Below are 18,475 nucleotides of genomic sequence, written 5' to 3'. Positions count from 1 at the left end.
ACATTCTCGAACAGGTCACTATCAACGGTCACGGCACACCACGATCATCGATGTCTGGTCAGCAGAGGAATTTTCTGTTCACCAGAATGCGATATCGGCCGGGCCGCGTCAATTACCAGCCGGCCGGGCCGGGTGGCGGTAGCCTCAGGCGTCGTGGAGGCCGCATCGCAGCGCGTCGCATCACAACGCGACATCACGGCGGAGATCGCTGTGCTCGCCGCGGACCGCACCGGCCCGGAACCCCAGCCGCGGCTGGACTACCCGCCCTACCGCAGCAGCGTGCTGCGTCATCCGAAGCACCCGGCGCTGGCCGTCGACCCGGACGAGATCGAACGCTGGTCGCCGTGTTTCGGCCACCAGGACGTCGGCCCGCTTGATGCGGACCTGACCGTCGGTGCACCGATCGGGGAGCGCATCATCGTGACCGGCCGGGTGCTCGACCTCGCCGGCCGCCCGGTGGCGGGTCAGCTGGTCGAGATCTGGCAGGCCAACGCCGCCGGCCGCTACCGCCATCAGCACGACCGGCACCCGGCACCGCTGGACCCGAACTTCACCGGCGCCGGCCGGTGTCTCACCGGTTCCGACGGCTCCTACCGCTTCACCACGATCAAGCCCGGCCCGTACCCGTGGCGTAATCACCGCAACGCCTGGCGCCCCGCGCACATCCACTTCTCGGTCTTCGGGACCGCCTTCACCCAGCGTCTGGTCACCCAGATGTACTTTCCCGGGGACCCGCTGTTCGATCTGGACCCCATCTACCAGTCCGTCGTGGATCCCGTTGCGCGCCAACGTCTGGTCGCACGGTACGACCACGACCTCACCGAGCCAGAATATGCCACGGGCTACCGCTGGGACATTGTGCTGGGATGTGCTGATGGATGAATCGCCATGCACGCCAGGGCAAACCGTAGGACCGTTCTTCGGTATCGGGCTGCCGTTCCCGGGTGACAACGACCTGGCAGGAGACCGTGCGGACGCAATTACATTGCACGGCAATGTCTTCGACGGCGCGGGCGCGGCCGTGCCGGACGCGTTGATCGAGATCTGGCAGCCGGACGGCGCCGGCCAGATTGCGCGGGCCGCCGGTTCGCTGCGACGCGACGGGGCGACATTCACCGGTTGGGGCCGAGCCGCCACCGACGTCGACGGTCACTACTCCTTCCGCACCGTGGTCCCAGGCCCGACCAGCCCGGCGCGGCCGGCCTTCTTCGCGGTCACCGTGTTCGCCCGGGGGCTGCTGCACCGATTGTGCACCCGTGCCTATGTGCCGGGTGCTGCGCTGGACATCGATCCTGCGCTGCCCGCACCGCGTCGGGCGACCCTGGCGTGCGTCGCCGAGAGCGACTCGCGACTGCGCTTCGACATCCATCTGCAGGGACCGCGCGAGACCGTGTTCCTGGCGTTCAGGGAAGATCGGCGATGACCAATCTGCTCTGGCCCGGTGACGAGCGTGCCGGCGACTGCATGACCGACCAGGCGCTGCTCCGGTCGATGGTCGCCGTCGAATCGGCCTGGCTGAACGCGCTGGTCACCACCGGGGTGGCGCCGGTGCCGGGGACCGATCTGGCGCACCTGGTCGGCGCGCATGACTGCGAGCAACTCGCGGTGACCGCCGAGGACGGCGGCAACCCGGTGTTCGGCCTGGTGGCCCTGCTGCGTCGACGGGCGGTGCCCGCGCTGAGTCCCTGGATCCATCGGGGACTGACCAGCCAGGACGTCCTGGACACGGCACTGATGCTGGCAGTGCGTGAGGTCGTCGGGCAGGTGAGTGCGCAGCTGGCCGAACAGATCGCCACGTTGTCGACTCTGGCCGCCACCCATCGCACCACCCCGATGGTGGCGCGCACCCTGACCCAGTGCGCGGCGCCCACTACGTTCGGCGCCAAGGTCGCCGGCTGGCTCGACGGTGTGGTCGAGGCGTATGCCCGGCTCGGTGCGCTGTCGACCCCGGCGCAGTTTGGCGGCGCCGTCGGGACCCGCGCGGCCACCGTCGAGCTGGTGCTGTCCGAGTCAGCCGATCCCGCTGAGCTGGCTGAACACATAACTCGAACTGCGGCAACAACTTTGGGCCTGAGTTACCGCTCGCCCTGGCACACCACGCGGGCGCCGGTCACCGCAGTCGGGGACGCCCTGGTCGGCTGCACCGACTGCTGGGGGCGCATCGCCTCTGACGTCGTCACCCTGGTCCGGCCCGAGATCGCCGAACTGAGCGAACCCGGCGACGGACAGCGCGGCGGCTCCTCGGCGATGCCGCACAAGCGAAATCCGGTGTTGTCCATCCTGATTCGACGCGCCGCCCTGGCCGCGCCGCCGCTGGCCGCCACCCTGCACACCGCGGCGGCGCTGGCCAACGACGAACGCCCCGACGGTTCCTGGCACACCGAGTGGGACACGTTGCGCACGATGGCGCGGCGTACCGTCGTCGCCGGCTCGCAGTGCGCGGAACTGCTGACCGGGCTGCGAGTGCACACCGCCGCCATGGCCCGAAACCTGAGTGCGGCAGAGGTCCCCGGCGGACGGGGCGCAATCGACCGGCTGGTCGACCAGAGCATCGAGCGGGCGCGGCAGGCGCTGACCGATTAGGCGGCGCCGGGCTTGTGCGCGACGATGGCGACGGCCGCCAGCCGCTCGCGGTGCTGGCGAAAAGTGTTGCGCATCATCAGGACCCGTTTACGTGCCTCGGGTTGGGTCAGCACGTTCTTGGCGAACCGCAGCGCGCCCAGCAGGCCTTCGTCGGACACGATCCGGTGCGGCTGCAGCAGCGCCATCGGGGCGGTGGCGACGTTCTCCACAACCAGGCCGTGACCGGCCAGCAGTTCCGACCATTCGGCAATGGTCAGCGGACGGGCATTGACCTTGATCGACCGCGCCAGCGCCTGGCGCACCTCGGTGCTGATCTCCTCGGGGACGTCGTCGGGGGTCAGGGCGAGTTCATGGATCGCGTAGCGACCTCCGGGGCGCAGCACCCGCGCAGCCTCGGCCACGATCGCGTGCTTGGCCGAATCGCCCTGCATGGTCAGCATCGCCTCGCCGATGACGACGTCGGCGCTGGCGTCGGGCAGGCCGGTCTCGGCGGCGTCGGTCACCCGGACCTCGCCGCGGCCGCCGAGAACGCTGCGCACGTGGCCGGCTGCGTCGGGGTCGCCCTCGGCGCCGACGTAGGACCGCGGGTTGCGGGCGATGATTTCGGCGGCGGTGCGGCCCAAACCGGGTGCCAACTCGACCACGTCGGCATCGGTGACCTTGGCGCGGGCCAATAATGTGCGGGTGAGTTCGACGCCGCCGGGGCGCAGCACCCGCTTGCCCAGCCGGGCCAGCAGCCAGTGTCCCTGTACGTGTGCGTCGTCGCGTGTCGACGACGGCAGCGCATCCTTCTCACCGGCCATGGCAGTCATCCATCCCTAGTTTTCACAAGCTGACTTGTGTAAACTCTACCTCATGACATACCGGATATACCAGTGAGTGGCCGCCCGAAGCCACCCGAAGATGCCGGCCGTCGCCGAGCGGTGTTGCGGGTGCTGCGAAGCTCACCCGAGCCGCTGAGCATCCTGGCCATCGCCGACAAGATCGGGGTGCATCCCAACACGGTGCGCTTCCACCTCGACAGCCTGCTCGGTGACGGCCAGGTGGAACAGGTCGAACCCGCCCGCCGCGGGCCGGGCCGGCCGCCGTCGATGTTTCAGGCCGTGCGGCAGATGGACCGCGGCGGCACCCGTCACTACCAGTTACTCGCCGAGATCCTGATCAACGGGCTTGCCGCAGAAGAGAACTCCAGTGCCCGGGCGGTGGCCGCGGGCCGCTCCTGGGGGGAACGGCTGCCCGCGCCGGACGACATGGGCGTGGAGGAGTCGATCGAGCATCTGGTCGGGTTGCTCGACGAGTTGGGCTTCGCCCCCGACCGCCGCGAATCCGACGGCGAGCAACTGGTCGGGCTGCGGCACTGCCCGTTCCTGGAACTCGCCGAAGTCCGATCCAGCGTCGTGTGTCCCATCCACCTCGGTCTCATGCAGGGCGCACTGGAAAGCTGGTCGGCACCCATCACCGTCGACCGGCTCGAGGCCTTCGTGGAACCGGATCTGTGCCTGACTCATCTGACGGCAGGCACGGCGCGATGAGCACCGGCAACGCGATCGAGGTAGCCGTGACCTTCGTGTGGCTCGGCATGGTGCTGGCGATCTCGTTTCTGGAAGCTCCGCTGAAATTCCGGGCGCCCGGCGTGACGCTGCAGATCGGATTGGGCATCGGGCGCTTGGTATTTCGCGCGCTCAACACCATCGAGGTGGGTTTCGCGCTGGTGCTGCTCGCGTTGATGGTGGCCGGGCCCACCCCGCTGCGGATCATCGCCACGTATGCCGTCGCCGCCGTCGCACTGGCCGTACAGCTCATTGTGGTGCGACCGAGATTGACCAGTCGCTCGGACCAGGTGCTCGCCGGCTCGGACGGCCCACGCTCCCACGCCCACTACGGTTACGTCGGTCTGGAGGCGGTCAAGGTCATCGCCTTGTCGGTGGCGGGCATACTCCTGTTAGCCGCTTGAAAGGACTCAACTATGGAATCCCTCTCGCTTACCTCCCTGGCGTGCGAGAAGCTGGCGGAAGCCCGCACGTCGCACAGCGGCCGGGCCGCGCACACCATCCACGGCGGGCACACCCACGAGTTGCGTCAGACAGTGCTGGCACTGCTCGCCGACCACGACCTTTCCGAACACGACAGTCCCGGCGAGGCCACCCTGCAGGTGCTGCAGGGGCACGTGCAACTCACCGCCGGGGCGGACAGCTGGGACGGCCGGACCGGCGACTACATCGCCATCCCGCCGGTACGGCACGCCCTGCACGCGGTGGAGGATTCGGTGGTCATGCTGACCGTGCTGAAGTCCCAGCCCGGCGCCGCCCACTGACCGTGCTCGCCACGCCCTGGTCGCGGGACTTCGGCCTGCAGGTGCCGATACTCAACGCGCCGATGGGCGGGGTCGCCGGCGGGCGGCTGGCGGCGGCAGTCACCGCGGCCGGTGGCCTGGGCATGGTGGGCATGGGCAGCACCGCCACCAGGGCGACGCTGGCCGCCGAGCTCGAGCACGTCAGCGGACGGTTCGGCATCGGACTGGTGGATTGGGTGATGCGTAGCCAGGACGGCCTGCTGCAGGACGCGCTGGCCGCCCGCCCGGCACTGCTGTCGGTCAGCTTCGGCACCGACTTCTCCTGGGTCGACGAAGCCCACAAGGTCGGAATTCCCACCGTCACGCAGGTTTACGATGCCGTCGGGGCCCGTCGGGCGGCCGATTCGGGCGTTGACATCCTGGTGGCCCGCGGCGCCGAAGGTGGCGGGCACGGCGAGGTGCGGCTGGGGACGCTGCCGTTGCTGGACGCGGTCCTGGACGCGGTGTCCGTGCCGGTGCTGGCCGGCGGCGGGGTCGCCTCGCCGCGCAGCCTGGCCGCGGTGCTGGCGGCCGGTGCCGGCGGTGCGTGGGTGGGCACCCGGCTGGCGGCGTGCCCGGAGGCGCTGACCGGCGCGGCAGGCCGGCAGGCCCTGATCGAGGCGGCCGAAACCGACACCCGGGTCACCCGGGTCTTCGACGTCGCCGCGGGACTGCCGTGGCCCGAGCGGTTCCCCGCCCGGGTATTGCGCAACGACTTCGTCGCCCGCTGGACGGGCCGCGAACAGGAGCTGGCGCGGCAGCAACCGGGTCGCGCGACGGTCAGTGCCTCTCCGGATGCCGGGCAGGGTGTCGGGATGATCCGCGACGACGCCCCGGTCGGGGCGGTCATCGCAGCATTGTGCGCTGGGGCGCAGCGTTTGCTCGCCGGCTGGAGCTAGCGGTGTGACCGGCGCCGCATTCCCGGCGTGAAGTGAGCAGTATCGAACCGCCGAAGAGCCGGTCAAACCCGTTGGCGGTGTTAGCGTTTTGAGCATGGCAGTACCCGTCAAAGAGGACGACGCGCGGCGGCGCCGCCTGTTGCGCCGAGCCGTCGGAGAGACGGTCCGGCCGTTCGCGCGCACCGGCCGGTATTTCGCCCGGTCCTGGCGCGACTACCGCAACGCCGACGACCACGATGCCGGACTGCCGATCGCCCGGCCCACGGCCGCCCTGGCCGCGCAGGCGTTCCGCGACGAGGTGGTGCTGGCGGGCCTGAAGGTGCGCCGCCCGGTGAGCCGGCCGGCCGCCTTTCAGCGGATCAACGACGAAGTGGTCGAGGCGCTGGAGTTCTACGGTGACCAGGGCTGGCTGGCGGAGCCCAGCGGCTTCTTCGCCCCGCCGCCGCCGCTTTCCGAAGTGCAGATCCGGGATGTCCGCGGGCGCAAACGGTCCTACCAGGAGCTGTCCTTCGACAGCGGATACGTCCCGCACCCCGGCGAGCCCGGCCGCGAACGATGGCTGGGATACACCGCGCTGCGGCGCGAGTACGCGGTGCTGCTGCGTCACCCGGAACCGCGGCCCTGGCTGATCTGCGTGCACGGCACCGAAATGGGCAGATCGGCAATAGATCTGCGAATATTCCGGGCCTGGAAGTTACACGAAGAGCTCGGCCTGAACGTGGTGCTGCCCGTCCTGCCCATGCACGGTCGGCGCGCGCGCGGGTTGCCCAAGGGTGCGGTGTTTCCTGGCGAGGACGTCATGGACGACGTGCACGCCACCGCGCAGGCGGTCTGGGACATCCGGCGGTTGCTGTCCTGGGTGCGCGCGCAGGAGCCCGAGTCGCTGATCGGGCTCAACGGCATGTCGCTCGGCGGCTACATCACAGCCCTGGTGGCCAGCCTGGAGAGTGATCTGACCTGCGCCATTCTGGGGGTACCGGTGGCCAACTTGGTCGAATTGCTGAGCCGGCACTCGGGTCTGCGCCGGGGCGATCCGCGTCGCGACACCATGCAACTGGCCGAGCCCATCGGGGAGATGGTGTCGCCGCTGTCATTCACACCGCAGGTGCCGATGCGCGGCCGCTTCGTCTACGCCGGCATCGCCGACCAGGTGGTGCATCCCCGCGGCCAGGTGATCCGGCTGTGGGAGCACTGGGGCAAACCGGAGATCGTGTGGTACCGCGGCGGCCACGCCGGATTCATCCGGTCGCGTCCGGTGCAGCGGTTCATCCAGGACGCGGTGCGGCAGTCGGGGCTGTTGGACGGCGCTGCGCTCACACCGCGCGCAGGTACCGCTTAGCGATCACCTTCTGCGCCACCGCGGTGACGGGCCGGCCGAGTGTGCTCCACCAGGTGCCGGGCCGGGAGAACGCCGAGACTTCGGCGAATACCTCCGAACTGTCCGGGTCGTAGCGCACCACGAAACGTTCCTCGCCGGACTCCGGGTGGCCCGGCAGGGTGCCGTAGGCGAAACCGCGCACGTCGGGCTCGTCGACCACGTAGACCACCCGGCACGGGGCGCGCAGCACACCCAGCATGGTGACCACCACGACCGACGACTCCGCGACGGTGTCCGAACTGGCCTGCACCTTCAGGCCGGCTCCGCGTTGCATTCCCCAGTGCATGACCGCGTCGGCGGCCTGCTCGAAACGATCCCGGCCCGTCCCGATCTGCGCGGACACCACGAGATGGCCGTATCCGGTGGGCAGCGCAGAAGTGGCCGTGGCGCCCACGTCGGGATAGGTGAGCGGCTGGTCGGCGAGCGCATCCAAGTCCACCCGGCCAGCTTGCCATGCGTACCGTCGGAAAGATGAGCGCAGCGGCTTCCGGATCATTCACCCTCGGTGACGACCTGACCATCAACCGGCTCGGGTTCGGCGCCATGCGCCTGACCGGCCAGGGCGTGTGGGGGCCGCCCACCGATCGCGACGAATGTGTGCGGGTGTTGCGGCGCGCGGCCGAACTGGGGGTGAACTTCATCGACACCGCGGACTCCTACGGCCCGTATGTGTCCGAGGAGATCATCCGTGAGGCGCTGCATCCGTACGACGGGTTGGTGATCGCGACCAAAGCCGGGCTGCTGCGCACCGGCCCGGACGTGTGGATCCCGTTGGGCAATCCCAGCTACCTGCGCCAGGAATGCGAGATGAGTTTGCGGCGGCTCGGTGTCGAGACCATCGACCTGTTCCAGCTGCATCGCATCGACCCGGACTTCCCGTTGGCCGACCAGCTGGGGGAGCTGGTGGCGTTGCAGGGTGAAGGCAAGATCCGCCACATCGGGCTGTCCGAGATCGACGTCGAGCAACTCGACGCCGCCCGCCAGATCGCGCCGATCGTGTCGGTGCAAAACATGTACAACGTGACCAACCGCAAGGCGGAGGCGTTGCTGGACGCCGTCACCGAGCAGAACATCGGGTTCATCCCGTGGTTTCCGCTGGCCGGCGGACCGCTGGCAGCGCCCGGCGGCCCGCTGCAACAGATCGCCAAGGCGCACGACGCCTCGTCGTCGCAGGTGGCGCTGGCGTGGCTGCTGAAGCGTTCGCCGGTGGTGTTGCCGATTCCCGGGACGTCGAAGGTGGCGCATGTGGAGGAGAACGTCGCCGCCGCTGACATCGCGCTGACCGATGAGGAATTCGAGACGCTGTCGGCGGCCGGCGCAACCCGGTAACCGGTACTTCCCGCTGTTCTTTCAATTGCTCTCCGGGAGAGGGCATTTCATTTGATGAATTCCGCCGAAACGCGCGACAACGCCGATGCGAGACCGCAGAATGCAGAGGTTTGACCCACGCGCGTGCGGAAAGGGAAACATGTCCTACGTCTCTGTCACACCACAGCTGTTGACCAGCGCGGTCGCCGATTTAGGTGGTATCCGCTCGGTGGTTCAGGCGGCCGGCCAGGCCGCTGCCTTGCCTACGACGCAGGTCTTGGCCGCCGCGGCAGACGACGTATCGGCGGCCGTCGCCGAATTGTTCGGCGAGTACGGGCGTGCGTACCAGGCGCTCAGTGTGCAGGCGGAACTGTTCCATCAGCGGTTTGCGCAGACGCTGGATGCCGCCGCCGGTTCGTATGCCGCCGCCGAGGCGGCCGCCGCGTCGCCACTGCAGCAGGCGCTTGACGTCGTCAACGCCCCCACGCAGGCGTTGCTGGGCCGCCCTCTGATCGGCGACGGTGCACCTGGCGCGGCCGGGCAGGACGGTGGCGCCGGCGGACTGCTCTACGGCAACGGCGGACGTGGCGGGGACGGCCTGGCCGGGCAGGTCGGCGGCAACGGTGGAGCGGCCGGATTGATCGGTGCCGGAGGCGCCGGCGGCAAAGGCGGCTCCGGCGCTGCGGGCGGCAACGGCGGCAGCGGCGGATGGCTGTTCGGCAACGGTGGCCAAGGCGGCCAGGGCGGTACCGCGGTCGCCGGCATCAACGGCGGCCGGGCGGGACTGGGCGGCAGCGGGGGCAGCGCGTTGCTGTTCGGCGACGGTGGCGCCGGGGGACAGGGCGGTACCGGCATGACCGGAGCCAACGGGGTGAACCCGACCATCACCGGGATCGGGGCTGAAGGAATCCCCGGAATGACGGACCAGATATCCGGCCCCGGCAACGCGACCGGGGGCAACGGCGGTTCCGGCGGCGACGTGGGCTTGGGCTCCACCGGCGGCAAGGGGGGGTACGGGGGCTTCGGGAGCGTCCAACTGGGAGCCCCCGGCAACGCCCAGGGCGGAAACGCCGGTACCGGTGGCGCGGGCGGAAACGGCGGTGACGGGGGACTCGGCGGCAGCGCCTTTGCCGGGAACGGGTCAGCTACCGGAGGTGCCGGCGGTAACGGAAATACCGGCAGCGCCGCAGGCGGAACCGGCGGCCAGGGTGGGTCGGGCGGGGCAGGCACCAGTGACACCAATGGTCACGCCGTCGGCGGTACGGGTGGCAACGGTGGTGGCGGCGGTCAAGGTGCCGCGGGTGGTTCCGGCGGATTCGGCGGCGCAGGCGGCAGCGGCGGCAACGGCGGCCTGCTGATGGGTAACGGGGGCGCCGGTGGCGTCGGCGGTGTCGGCGGCGCTGGCGGAATCGGTGCGACCGGTGGCCACGCCGGCGATGCGGGACGAGGTGGCAACGTGTCAACCGCGTCTGGATACATCGGGAGCGCGGGTTCCGGCGGAACCGGCGGTGACGGCGGTGTCGGGGGCACCGGCGGAAATGGGGGCGCCGGCGGAGACGGCGGAAGCGGTGGCCGCGGCGGGTGGTTGATCGGCGATGGCGGTGCCGGCGGCGTCGCCGGCACCGGTGGCGAGGGAGGTCGCGGCGGCGTGGGCGGTGGTGGCGGTGCCGGCGGTAACGGTGGTCTCGGAATTTCGCCGGGGGCCTACGGCGGGTCCGCAGGTGATGGCGGCAACGGCGGCGACGGCGGTACCGGTGGTAATGGCGGGGGCAGTGGCACAGGCGGGGTGGGCGGTGCCGGTGGCGCGCTGTTCGGCCAGGCCGGGACCAACGCCACCGCGGGGGTCGGCGGTGCGGGTGGTGCCGGAGGCACCGGAGGCGACTACGGGCCGGCCGGTAAGGCCGGTACCGGACCGGCCGGCGACGGCGGCACCGGCACCGATGGAAACGTCGGCCAGACGGGCGGATCAGGACAGCCCGGATAGCCCTGGGACGCACCGAATACGGTGTGCTGATGGCAGCTGCAGATCAGCCCCACCCCGGCGGGGGATTCAACCCACCCGAACCGACCGATAAGGGTGGGCCGGACTACGGCCGGTTCGTCGCCGCGATCCGTAGGCTGCAGGACCACGCCCGCGCCGTCGACGCGCCCGACGACGTCATCACCCAGGCGGCTGACCGGCTGGAGGAACTGTCGGCGATGTTGGCGCCGTATGACGCCGACGAATGGCAGTCGCCGTCGGGTCGCCGGATGGATCTGCCGGAACGCGGGAACGTGCTGTCCATCCCGATGCGGCCGCGCAAGACCGATGACGGTCGCATCGAAGGCACCGCGCGGTTCGCCCGATTTCACCTCGGACGCAACGGTGCGGTGCACGGCGGCGCGCTCGGCATGCTGTTCGACAGTGTGCTCGGCTTGACGGCCGCGTGGCTGACCGGCAGCCGTCGCCAGCGCACCGCGTATTTGAAGATCAACTACCGCAACATTGTGCCGATCGAAAAAGAGTTGCAGTTCGACTCCGGAATCGACAGCGTGGACGGGCGCAAGATCTTCGTCTCCGGCCGGCTGCGCGACGGCGACACCCTGCTCACTGAAGCTGATGCGCTGTTCGTGCGGCTCAAGCCTGGACAACCCTGAGGTGACGCCCCGATAGCATGGTCGGCGATCCCAACGACTAAGCATTGGAGACGAATCCGATGAGCGCCCCCATCCGGGTCCCTGCCGGGACCACCGCGGCTGCCGCGGTGGGTGAGGCCGGTCTGCCGCGGCGTGGCACGCCCGACTCGGTGGTGGTGGTGCGCGACGCCGAGGGCACGCTGCGCGACCTGAGCTGGGTGCCCGACTCCGACGCCGAGGTGACCCCCGTGGCCGCCGACACCGAGGACGGCCGCAGCGTGATCCGGCACTCCGCCGCTCACGTGCTGGCCCAGGCTGTGCAGGACCTCTTTCCGCACGCCAAGCTGGGCATCGGCCCGCCCATCACCGACGGCTTCTACTACGACTTCGCCGTCGAGGAGCCGTTCACGCCCGAGGATCTGGAAAAGCTGGAAAAGCGGATGCGTCAGATCGTCAAGGAAGGTCAGCTGTTCGACCGCCGGGTGTATGCATCCAAGGACGCGGCGCGCGAGGAACTGGCCGGCGAACCGTTCAAGCTCGAACTCGTCGACGACAAATCCGGGGACCCCGAGATCATGGAGATCGGCGGCGATGAGCTCACCGCCTACGACAACCTCAATCCCCGGACCAGGCAACGCGTCTGGGGCGATCTGTGCCGCGGACCGCACATCCCCACCACCAAGCACATCCCGGCGTTCAAGCTCACCCGCAGTTCCGCGGCCTACTGGCGCGGTGACCAGCGCAACGCCAGCCTGCAGCGCATCTACGGCACCGCGTGGGAGTCGCAGGCGGCGCTGGACCGTCACCTCGAGTTGATCGCCGAAGCGCAGCGCCGCGACCACCGCAAGCTGGGCGTGGAGCTGGATCTGTTCAGCTTCCCCGACGAAATCGGTTCCGGGCTGGCGGTTTTCCACCCCAAGGGCGGCATCGTGCGCCGCGAGCTGGAGGAGTACTCGCGGCAGAAGCACGAGCAGGCGGGGTATGAGTTCGTCAACACCCCGCACATCACCAAGGAACAGCTCTACATCACCTCGGGGCACCTGGAGTGGTACGCGGAGGGCATGTACCCGCCGATGCACATCGACGCCGAGTTCAACGAGGACGGCACGGTGCGCAAGCCGGGCCAGAACTATTACCTCAAGCCGATGAACTGCCCGATGCACCACCTGATCTACCGGTCCCGCGGGCGGTCCTACCGTGAACTTCCGCTGCGGCTCTTCGAATTCGGCAGTGTCTACCGGCTGGAGAAGTCGGGGGTGATCCACGGACTGACCCGGGTGCGCGGGATGACGCAGGACGACGCGCACATCTACTGCACGCGTGAGCAGATGCGCGACGAGCTGACCTCGGTGCTGCGGTTCGTCCTCGACCTGCTGGCCGACTACGGGCTGACCGACTACTACCTGGAGCTGTCCACCAAAGACCCGGACAAGTACGTCGGCTCTGACGAGGTGTGGGAGGAAGCGACCCAGGTGTTGCGGGAGGTCGGGGAGGCCTCCGGGCTGGAGCTGGTGCCCGACCCGGGCGGTGCGGCGTTCTACGGGCCGAAGATCTCGGTGCAGGTCAAGGATGCGCTGGGGCGCAGCTGGCAGATGTCGACGCTGCAGGTCGACTTCAACATGCCGGACCGGTTCGAGCTGGAATACACCGCGTCGGATGGCACCCGGCAGCGTCCGGTGCTGATCCACCGTGCCCTGTTCGGTTCCATCGAACGGTTCTTCGGCATCCTCACCGAGCACTATGCGGGTGCTTTCCCGGCGTGGCTGGCGCCCATCCAGGCGGTCGGGATCCCGGTCGCCGACGAACACGTCGACTATCTGAAAGACGTTGCAGCGCAACTCAAGTCGCACGGTGTGCGGGTGGAGGTGGACGGCAGCGACGACCGGATGGCCAAGAAGATCGTGCACCACACCAACCAGAAGGTGCCGTTCATGCTGCTGGCCGGTGATCGGGACGTGCAGGCCGGGGCGGTCAGTTTCCGGTTCGGGGACCGCACCCAGATCAACGGCGTGCCCCGCGACGCGGCGGTGGCGGCCATCGCGGACTGGATCGCCAAACGCGAAAACGCCACTCCGACAGCGGAACTGATGAAAGTTGCGGACGGTGACTGAGCCGGACGACACCATCCTGGACCGCGGCGTCGGGCGCCGCGACCACCTGCAACGGTTGTGGACTCCCTACCGGATGACCTACCTGGCCGAGGCTCCGATCAAGCGGGAAGATGCCAGCCCTGCCGAACCTTTTACCGACATCCCGCGCATGGCCGACGAAGACGGTCTGGTGGTGGCGCGCGGTGAACTCGTCTACGCCGTGCTCAACCTGTATCCCTACAACCCCGGGCACCTGATGGTGGTGCCCTACCGGCGGGTGTCGGAGCTGGAGGAGCTGACCGAGTCGGAGAGTGCTGAGGTGATGGCCTTCACCCAGAAGGCGATCCGCGTCATCAAGAATGTGTCGCGCCCGCACGGTTTCAATGTCGGCATCAACCTGGGCACCTCGGCGGGCGGCTCGCTGGCCGAACACCTGCACGTGCACGTGGTGCCCCGGTGGGGCGGCGATGCGAACTTCATCACGATCATCGGCGGCTCCAAGGTGATACCGCAGTTGCTGCGCGAAACCCGGCAACTGCTGGCCGACGAGTGGGCCCGGCAGTCGTGAGGCCGCGATGAGCAAGCTGCCGTTTCTGACCCGGGCGTTCTTCGCCAAAGCCACCGACCCAGTGGCCAGGACCGCACTGAAGGTGGGCCTGACACCTGACATCGTCACCGTCATCGGCACCGTCGGCTCGATGGCCGGCGCGCTGGTGCTGTTCCCGATGGGCAAGCTGTTCGCCGGCGGGTGTGTGGTCTGGTTCTTCACGCTGTTCGACATGGCCGACGGGGCGATGGCCCGCGAACGCGGCTTCGGCACCAGCTTCGGCGCGGTGCTGGACGCCACCTGCGACCGCCTGTGCGACGGCGCAGTGTTCTGCGGGCTGCTCTGGTGGATCGCGTTTCACCTGCACGACAAGCCGTTGACCGCGGCGACGCTCATCTGCTTGGTCACCTCCCAGGTGATCTCCTACATCAAGGCGCGGGCCGAGGCCAGCGGGTTGCGCGGTGACGGCGGCTTCATCGAACGACCGGAGCGCCTGATCATTGTGCTGGTGGGCGCCGGGGTCGCCGATTTCCCGTTCGTTGCCTGGCCGCCGGCGCTCCCGGTGGCGATGTGGCTGCTGGCGGTGTTAAGTGTGATCACCTGTGCGCAGCGGTTGTACGCGGTGCGGACCTCGCCCGGGGCCATCGACCGCATTGCACTATCGGGAAAGAGTGAGCAGTGATACCGCCTTCGGGAAGCCTGAGTCTGCTCGGCCGTCGTCGTCCCCGCGAACTCGTGACCGGTGCCGCGACCGACTGGACGTATGCTGCCGGCTGGATGGCCGTGCGGGCCATGCCGGAGTTCGCTGCGCGCAACGTCTTCAGCGCCGGGGCCCGGTACGCGGCCCGGCGCGGCGGCCCGGAGCAGCTGCGCAAGAATCTGGCCCGGGTTATCGGGGTCGCGCCCAAGAATGTGCCCGACTCGTTGATGCGTGCCTCGCTGGCTTCTTACGCCCGCTACTGGCGGGAGGCGTTCCGACTGCCGACCATGGACCATGTCGAGCTGACCCGTCAGCTCGACGCCGGAACCCACGGACAGGACAACCTGGACGGGGCGCTGGCGCAGGGGCGGGGCGTGATCTGTGCGCTGCCGCACAGCGGCAACTGGGACATGAACGGGCTGTGGCTGGCGCAGACGCATGGCACCTTCGCCACCGTCGCCGAGCGGCTCAAGCCCGAGTCGCTGTACCGGCGCTTCATCGAATACCGCGAGGGATTGGGCTTCGAGGTGATACCGCTGTCCGGCGGCGAACGACCGCCCTTCGAGGTGTTGTGCGACCGCCTGCGGGACAACCGGGTGGTGTGCCTGATGGCGGAGCGCGACCTGACCCGCACCGGCGTGGAAGTCGAGTTTTTCGGCGAACTCACCCGGATGCCGGCCGGTCCGGCCAAACTCGCCATAGCGACGGGCGCGGCACTGCTGCCGTCGCACTGTTGGTTCGAGGGAGACGGCTGGGCCTGCAAGATGGATCCGCCGCTGGACTGCAGCAGCGGCGACGTGCAGGCGATCACCCAGGCGCTGGCTCACGAGTTCGAGCAGAACATCGCCGCCACCCCCGAGGATTGGCACATGATGCAGCCGCAGTGGCTGGCTGATCTGTCCGACGACCGGCGGGCCTGGCTGAAGGGCCGGTGATGCGGATCGGCATGGTCTGCCCCTACTCGTTCGATGTGCCGGGCGGGGTGCAGTCGCATGTGCTGCAGCTGGCTGATGTGATGCGCGCGCGAGGGCACGAGGTCAGCGTGCTGGCACCGGTCTCCCCGGAGACCGCCCTGCCCGACTACGTCGTCTCCGCCGGGCGCGCGGTGCCGATTCCCTACAACGGGTCGGTGGCCCGGTTGCGGTTCGGACCCGCCACTCACCGCAAGGTCAAGAAGTGGCTCGCCGACGGGGAATTCGACGTGCTGCACCTGCATGAGCCGAGCGCCCCGAGCCTGTCTCTGCTGGCCCTCAATATCGCTGAGGGTCCGATAGTCGCGACGTTTCATACCTCGACCACCAAGTCGGTGGCCATGTCGGTGCTGGGCGGCATGTTGCGGCCGCGGTTCGAGAAGATCGTCGGCCGGATCGCGGTGTCCGATCTGGCGCGCCGCTGGCAGATGGAGTCGGTGGGCTCCGATGCAGTGGAGATCCCCAACGGTGTCGACGTCGACTTCTTTGCCTCGGCGCCGCTGTTGGACGGCTACCCGCGGCCCGGCAAGACGGTGCTGTTCCTGGGGCGCTACGACGAACCCCGTAAAGGTATGGCCACGTTAATGGCCGCCATGCCGGCTGTGGTGCAGCGTTTTCCCGACGTACAGTTGCTGATCGTCGGCCGCGGCGATGAGGACGAATTGCTCAGCGAGGCAAGCGGATTGGCCGCGAATATGCGCTTCCTGGGGCAGGTCGACGATGCGGGGAAGGCCTCGGCGATGCGCAGCGCCGATGTCTACTGTGCGCCCAACACCGGTGGGGAGAGCTTCGGCATCGTCCTGGTGGAGGCGATGGCCGCCGGCACCGCGGTGGTGGCCAGCGACCTCGACGCGTTCCGGCGGGTGCTGTGCGACGGCGCAGTGGGGCGGTTGGTGCCGGTGGACGACAGTGCCGCGCTGGCCGAGGGGCTGATAGCGGTGCTGGACGATGACGAACTGCGCAACCGGTATGTGACGGCCGGTGCCGACGCCGTCCGCCGCTACGACTGGTCGGTGGTCGCCAGCCAGATCATGCGCGTGTACGAGACTGTTGCCGGGTCGGGGGTCAAGGTGCAGGTGGCCAGCTGATGGTGTGGCTGATCGCCGCGCTTGTCGGGCTGTTCCTGGTAGTGGTGGCGTTCGGCGCGTGGGGGTATCAGCGCGCGAACCGGCTGAACCGGCTGCACGTGCGGTACGACCTGTCCTGGCAGGCGCTGGATGGCGCGTTGGCGCGGCGCGCCGTGGTGGCGCGGGCGATCGCGATCGACGCCTACGGCGGGGCGCCCGAGGGCAAGCGGCTGGCCGCCTTGGCCGATGCCGCGGAGCGGGCCCCGCGCAGCGCGCGCGAGACCGCGGAGAACGAGCTGTCCGCCGCTTTGGCGATGGTCGACCCGGCGTCGGTACCCGCGGGTCTGCTGGCCGAGTTGGCCGACGCCGAGGCCCGGGTGCTGCTGGCCCGACGGTTCCACAACGACGCGGTCCGCGACACCCTGGTGCTGGCCGAGCGGCGCATGGTGCGGTTGTTCAGATTGGGTGGAAGGGCGCCGCTGCCAACGTATTTCGAGATTGCCGAGCGGCCGCACGCGCAGACGCACGCCCATCATGAGCTCAACCATCGCACCTCGGCGCGGGTGGTGTTGCTCGACGAGACCGGTGCGGTGCTGCTGTTGTGCGGTTCGGATCCCGCTGTCACCGACGGCACCGCGCCCCGGTGGTGGTTCACCGTCGGCGGTGAGGTGCGGCCGGGGGAGCGGTTGGCCGAGACGGCCGCCCGTGAACTGGCCGAGGAAACCGGTCTGCAGGTCTCGCCGGCCGAATTGTTCGGGCCTATCTGGCGCCGCGACGAGGTGTTCGAGTTCAACGGTTCAATGATCGACAGCGAAGAGTTCTACCTCGTGCACCGCACCGAGCGGTTCGAGCCGACTCTGGAGGGGCGCACCGAGCTGGAACGTCGCTACATCCACGGGTTTCGCTGGTGTGGGGTGGCCGATATCGCGGCGTTCGAGGCCGCCGGCGAGGTGGTGTACCCGCGGCAATTGGGGGAGTTGCTGCCGGTGGCCAATGAGTTCGCCGACCTGCGGGATCGGCGCGATGCCGTTGTCCCGCTTTCGATCCGCTGATGTCCCATCCGCTGCGATTGCGTATCGGTGAGTACTACGACTCAGGCAACAAGCGATGGCCGGGCACTGAGTTGATCTTGACCACTGAGGGGTGCCTGCTCTACGTCGAATATCTCTCATATGCAGCGGAACCAACGCTCGACGAAATCGCCCCATCCGCAGCGACATTCACGTTGAGACCCGACGTGATTCCCTCGGCGAAACGAACAGATCAAGGTGTTCGACGATGATGTTGAACTCGCGTGGGTCGACGCGGAACACAACGGAATTCTGTGTTATCGCTTCGGCGACACGCCGTGGCGGTCGATCGCGCACAATCCGCACCGGGACACCCCGGCCGGGTACTCCCCGGGGTTACCCATCGCCGAACCGGCCCGGCACATCTCTTTCGCCGTCGGACTGGGTGCGCCGATCCAGTGCGTGCGGTTGATTGACTGGCCTTATTCGTTGGTCGCTGCGGTACGCGCAACCGTTGACCGGCTGGCCGCTCGACCCTTTCACGCACAGGTCGCGGTTGACGAAGCCAATTTCTCTGCGTAATCGAGCGCAGCGAGGGACTTGCGCAACGGGCCCAAGCGAAGGTGCTGATTCAAGGGCGCGAGGCACCTGCTTAGACCGACAACCCTTCAGAAGGGTGGTGGGTCGTCGTCGGGGTGGGGTGGTGGGTGGTTGTCGGCCCAGTGGGTCCAGTCGGTCCAGTTGGTGGTGTGGGTGGTGGTGCGGGCGTTGTGGTTGGCGCGTCGTTCGGTGGCGATGCGGTGGGCGCGGTTTTGGGTGCGGGTGCGGCGGCGGGTGGGCATCATCGCGGTTCGTTCGCCGCAGTAGTCGGTGCTGGTGTCGGTTTCGGGGGTGGGCATGCCGCCGACGGTGGTGCACAGGGTGGGGAATAGCAGGGCGCTGCCGGGGGTGGTGATGTGGGTGTCGCCGCTGGG

Annotated in this window: 20 protein-coding genes and 1 pseudogene; 18 read left to right on the top strand and 3 right to left on the bottom strand. The window is 68.8% G+C overall.

Annotation, left to right across the window (positions count from 1 at the left end):
• Positions 1-153 precede the first annotated feature (153 nt).
• From pcaH to ACZYZ9_RS13875, 3 genes are read left to right on the top strand one after another with little or no spacing between them, the layout of a single operon-like run.
• Positions 154-882, top strand: coding sequence for a protocatechuate 3,4-dioxygenase subunit beta (pcaH, locus tag ACZYZ9_RS13885; protein ID WP_463826850.1), 729 nt, complete (start codon positions 154-156; stop codon positions 880-882).
• Positions 875-1,423 (top strand): protocatechuate 3,4-dioxygenase subunit alpha, encoded by a 549-nt coding sequence (pcaG, locus tag ACZYZ9_RS13880; RefSeq protein WP_463826849.1) that lies wholly within the window; start codon positions 875-877, stop codon positions 1,421-1,423. The genes pcaH and pcaG overlap by 8 nt, the downstream gene beginning before the upstream one ends.
• Complete coding sequence (locus ACZYZ9_RS13875; RefSeq protein ID WP_463826848.1) at positions 1,420-2,583, top strand: lyase family protein; 1,164 nt, start codon at positions 1,420-1,422, stop codon at positions 2,581-2,583. Before pcaG ends, ACZYZ9_RS13875 begins: the two co-directional genes overlap by 4 nt.
• Here the strand turns inward: ACZYZ9_RS13875 and ACZYZ9_RS13870 are convergent.
• Positions 2,580-3,395, bottom strand: coding sequence for a class I SAM-dependent methyltransferase (locus ACZYZ9_RS13870; protein WP_463826847.1), 816 nt, complete (start codon positions 3,393-3,395; stop codon positions 2,580-2,582). The genes ACZYZ9_RS13875 and ACZYZ9_RS13870 overlap by 4 nt on opposite strands.
• Positions 3,396-3,458: 63 nt before the next feature.
• On the opposite strand from ACZYZ9_RS13870, the gene ACZYZ9_RS13865 reads away from it, so the two are divergent.
• The 5 genes from ACZYZ9_RS13865 (at position 3,459) to ACZYZ9_RS13845 (ending at position 7,153) form a co-directional block, all read left to right on the top strand.
• The gene (locus ACZYZ9_RS13865; RefSeq protein ID WP_463826846.1) at positions 3,459-4,115 is read left to right on the top strand and encodes a helix-turn-helix transcriptional regulator; all 657 of its coding nucleotides are present in this window, start codon (positions 3,459-3,461) and stop codon (positions 4,113-4,115) included.
• Positions 4,112-4,537, top strand: coding sequence for a hypothetical protein (locus ACZYZ9_RS13860; RefSeq protein WP_463826845.1), 426 nt, complete (start codon positions 4,112-4,114; stop codon positions 4,535-4,537). The genes ACZYZ9_RS13865 and ACZYZ9_RS13860 overlap by 4 nt, the downstream gene beginning before the upstream one ends.
• 12 nt (positions 4,538-4,549) lie before the next feature.
• Complete coding sequence (locus ACZYZ9_RS13855) at positions 4,550-4,897, top strand: cupin domain-containing protein (RefSeq protein WP_463826844.1); 348 nt, start codon at positions 4,550-4,552, stop codon at positions 4,895-4,897.
• Between the two features lie 2 nt (positions 4,898-4,899).
• Positions 4,900-5,814 (top strand): NAD(P)H-dependent flavin oxidoreductase, encoded by a 915-nt coding sequence (locus ACZYZ9_RS13850; protein WP_463826843.1) that lies wholly within the window; start codon positions 4,900-4,902, stop codon positions 5,812-5,814.
• A gap of 94 nt (positions 5,815-5,908) precedes the next feature.
• Positions 5,909-7,153: an alpha/beta hydrolase family protein gene (locus tag ACZYZ9_RS13845; protein WP_463826842.1), complete on the top strand. Its 1,245-nt coding sequence runs from the start codon at positions 5,909-5,911 to the stop codon at positions 7,151-7,153.
• Here the strand turns inward: ACZYZ9_RS13845 and ACZYZ9_RS13840 are convergent.
• Positions 7,128-7,631 carry a DUF1990 family protein gene (locus tag ACZYZ9_RS13840; protein ID WP_463826841.1) on the bottom strand — a complete coding sequence of 168 codons (504 nt, stop codon included), beginning with the start codon at positions 7,629-7,631 and terminating at the stop codon, positions 7,128-7,130. The genes ACZYZ9_RS13845 and ACZYZ9_RS13840 overlap by 26 nt on opposite strands.
• Positions 7,632-7,663: 32 nt before the next feature.
• On the opposite strand from ACZYZ9_RS13840, the gene ACZYZ9_RS13835 reads away from it, so the two are divergent.
• From ACZYZ9_RS13835 to ACZYZ9_RS13790, 10 genes are all read left to right on the top strand, one after another.
• Positions 7,664-8,521 carry an aldo/keto reductase gene (locus tag ACZYZ9_RS13835; RefSeq protein WP_463826840.1) on the top strand — a complete coding sequence of 286 codons (858 nt, stop codon included), beginning with the start codon at positions 7,664-7,666 and terminating at the stop codon, positions 8,519-8,521.
• A 139-nt stretch (positions 8,522-8,660) separates the two neighbouring features.
• On the top strand, positions 8,661-10,484 hold the full coding sequence (locus ACZYZ9_RS13830; RefSeq protein WP_463826839.1) for a PE family protein: 1,824 nt from the start codon (positions 8,661-8,663) through the stop codon (positions 10,482-10,484).
• A 29-nt stretch (positions 10,485-10,513) separates the two neighbouring features.
• Positions 10,514-11,137: a PaaI family thioesterase gene (locus tag ACZYZ9_RS13825; RefSeq protein ID WP_463826838.1), complete on the top strand. Its 624-nt coding sequence runs from the start codon at positions 10,514-10,516 to the stop codon at positions 11,135-11,137.
• Positions 11,138-11,196: 59 nt separating this feature from the next.
• Positions 11,197-13,227: a threonine--tRNA ligase gene (gene thrS / locus ACZYZ9_RS13820; RefSeq protein ID WP_463826837.1), complete on the top strand. Its 2,031-nt coding sequence runs from the start codon at positions 11,197-11,199 to the stop codon at positions 13,225-13,227.
• Positions 13,220-13,774 (top strand): ATP adenylyltransferase, encoded by a 555-nt coding sequence (locus ACZYZ9_RS13815; protein WP_463826836.1) that lies wholly within the window; start codon positions 13,220-13,222, stop codon positions 13,772-13,774. Before thrS ends, ACZYZ9_RS13815 begins: the two co-directional genes overlap by 8 nt.
• 7 nt (positions 13,775-13,781) lie before the next feature.
• Positions 13,782-14,435 carry a phosphatidylinositol phosphate synthase gene (gene pgsA, locus ACZYZ9_RS13810; RefSeq protein WP_463826835.1) on the top strand — a complete coding sequence of 218 codons (654 nt, stop codon included), beginning with the start codon at positions 13,782-13,784 and terminating at the stop codon, positions 14,433-14,435.
• A 17-nt stretch (positions 14,436-14,452) separates the two neighbouring features.
• Entirely contained in the window at positions 14,453-15,388 is a 936-nt protein-coding gene (locus ACZYZ9_RS13805) for a phosphatidylinositol mannoside acyltransferase (RefSeq protein ID WP_463827158.1), read from the top strand.
• Positions 15,388-16,512 (top strand): glycosyltransferase family 4 protein, encoded by a 1,125-nt coding sequence (locus ACZYZ9_RS13800; RefSeq protein WP_463826834.1) that lies wholly within the window; start codon positions 15,388-15,390, stop codon positions 16,510-16,512. The genes ACZYZ9_RS13805 and ACZYZ9_RS13800 overlap by 1 nt, the downstream gene beginning before the upstream one ends.
• Positions 16,512-17,543: an NUDIX hydrolase gene (locus ACZYZ9_RS13795; protein ID WP_463826833.1), complete on the top strand. Its 1,032-nt coding sequence runs from the start codon at positions 16,512-16,514 to the stop codon at positions 17,541-17,543. The genes ACZYZ9_RS13800 and ACZYZ9_RS13795 overlap by 1 nt, the downstream gene beginning before the upstream one ends.
• A 216-nt stretch (positions 17,544-17,759) precedes the next feature.
• A complete protein-coding gene (locus ACZYZ9_RS13790; RefSeq protein ID WP_463826832.1) occupies positions 17,760-18,083 on the top strand; it encodes a hypothetical protein in 324 nt (107 codons plus the stop codon).
• An 86-nt stretch (positions 18,084-18,169) separates the two neighbouring features.
• Here ACZYZ9_RS13790 and ACZYZ9_RS13785 read toward each other — a convergent pair.
• Positions 18,170-18,475 (bottom strand): annotated as a pseudogene (locus tag ACZYZ9_RS13785) (hypothetical protein); the annotation flags it as partial.

The organism is Mycobacterium sp. IDUB_28, assembly GCF_055419285.1.
The sequence above is the reverse complement of the archived record's forward strand: the minus strand, read 5'-3'. Positions and strand labels throughout refer to the sequence as shown.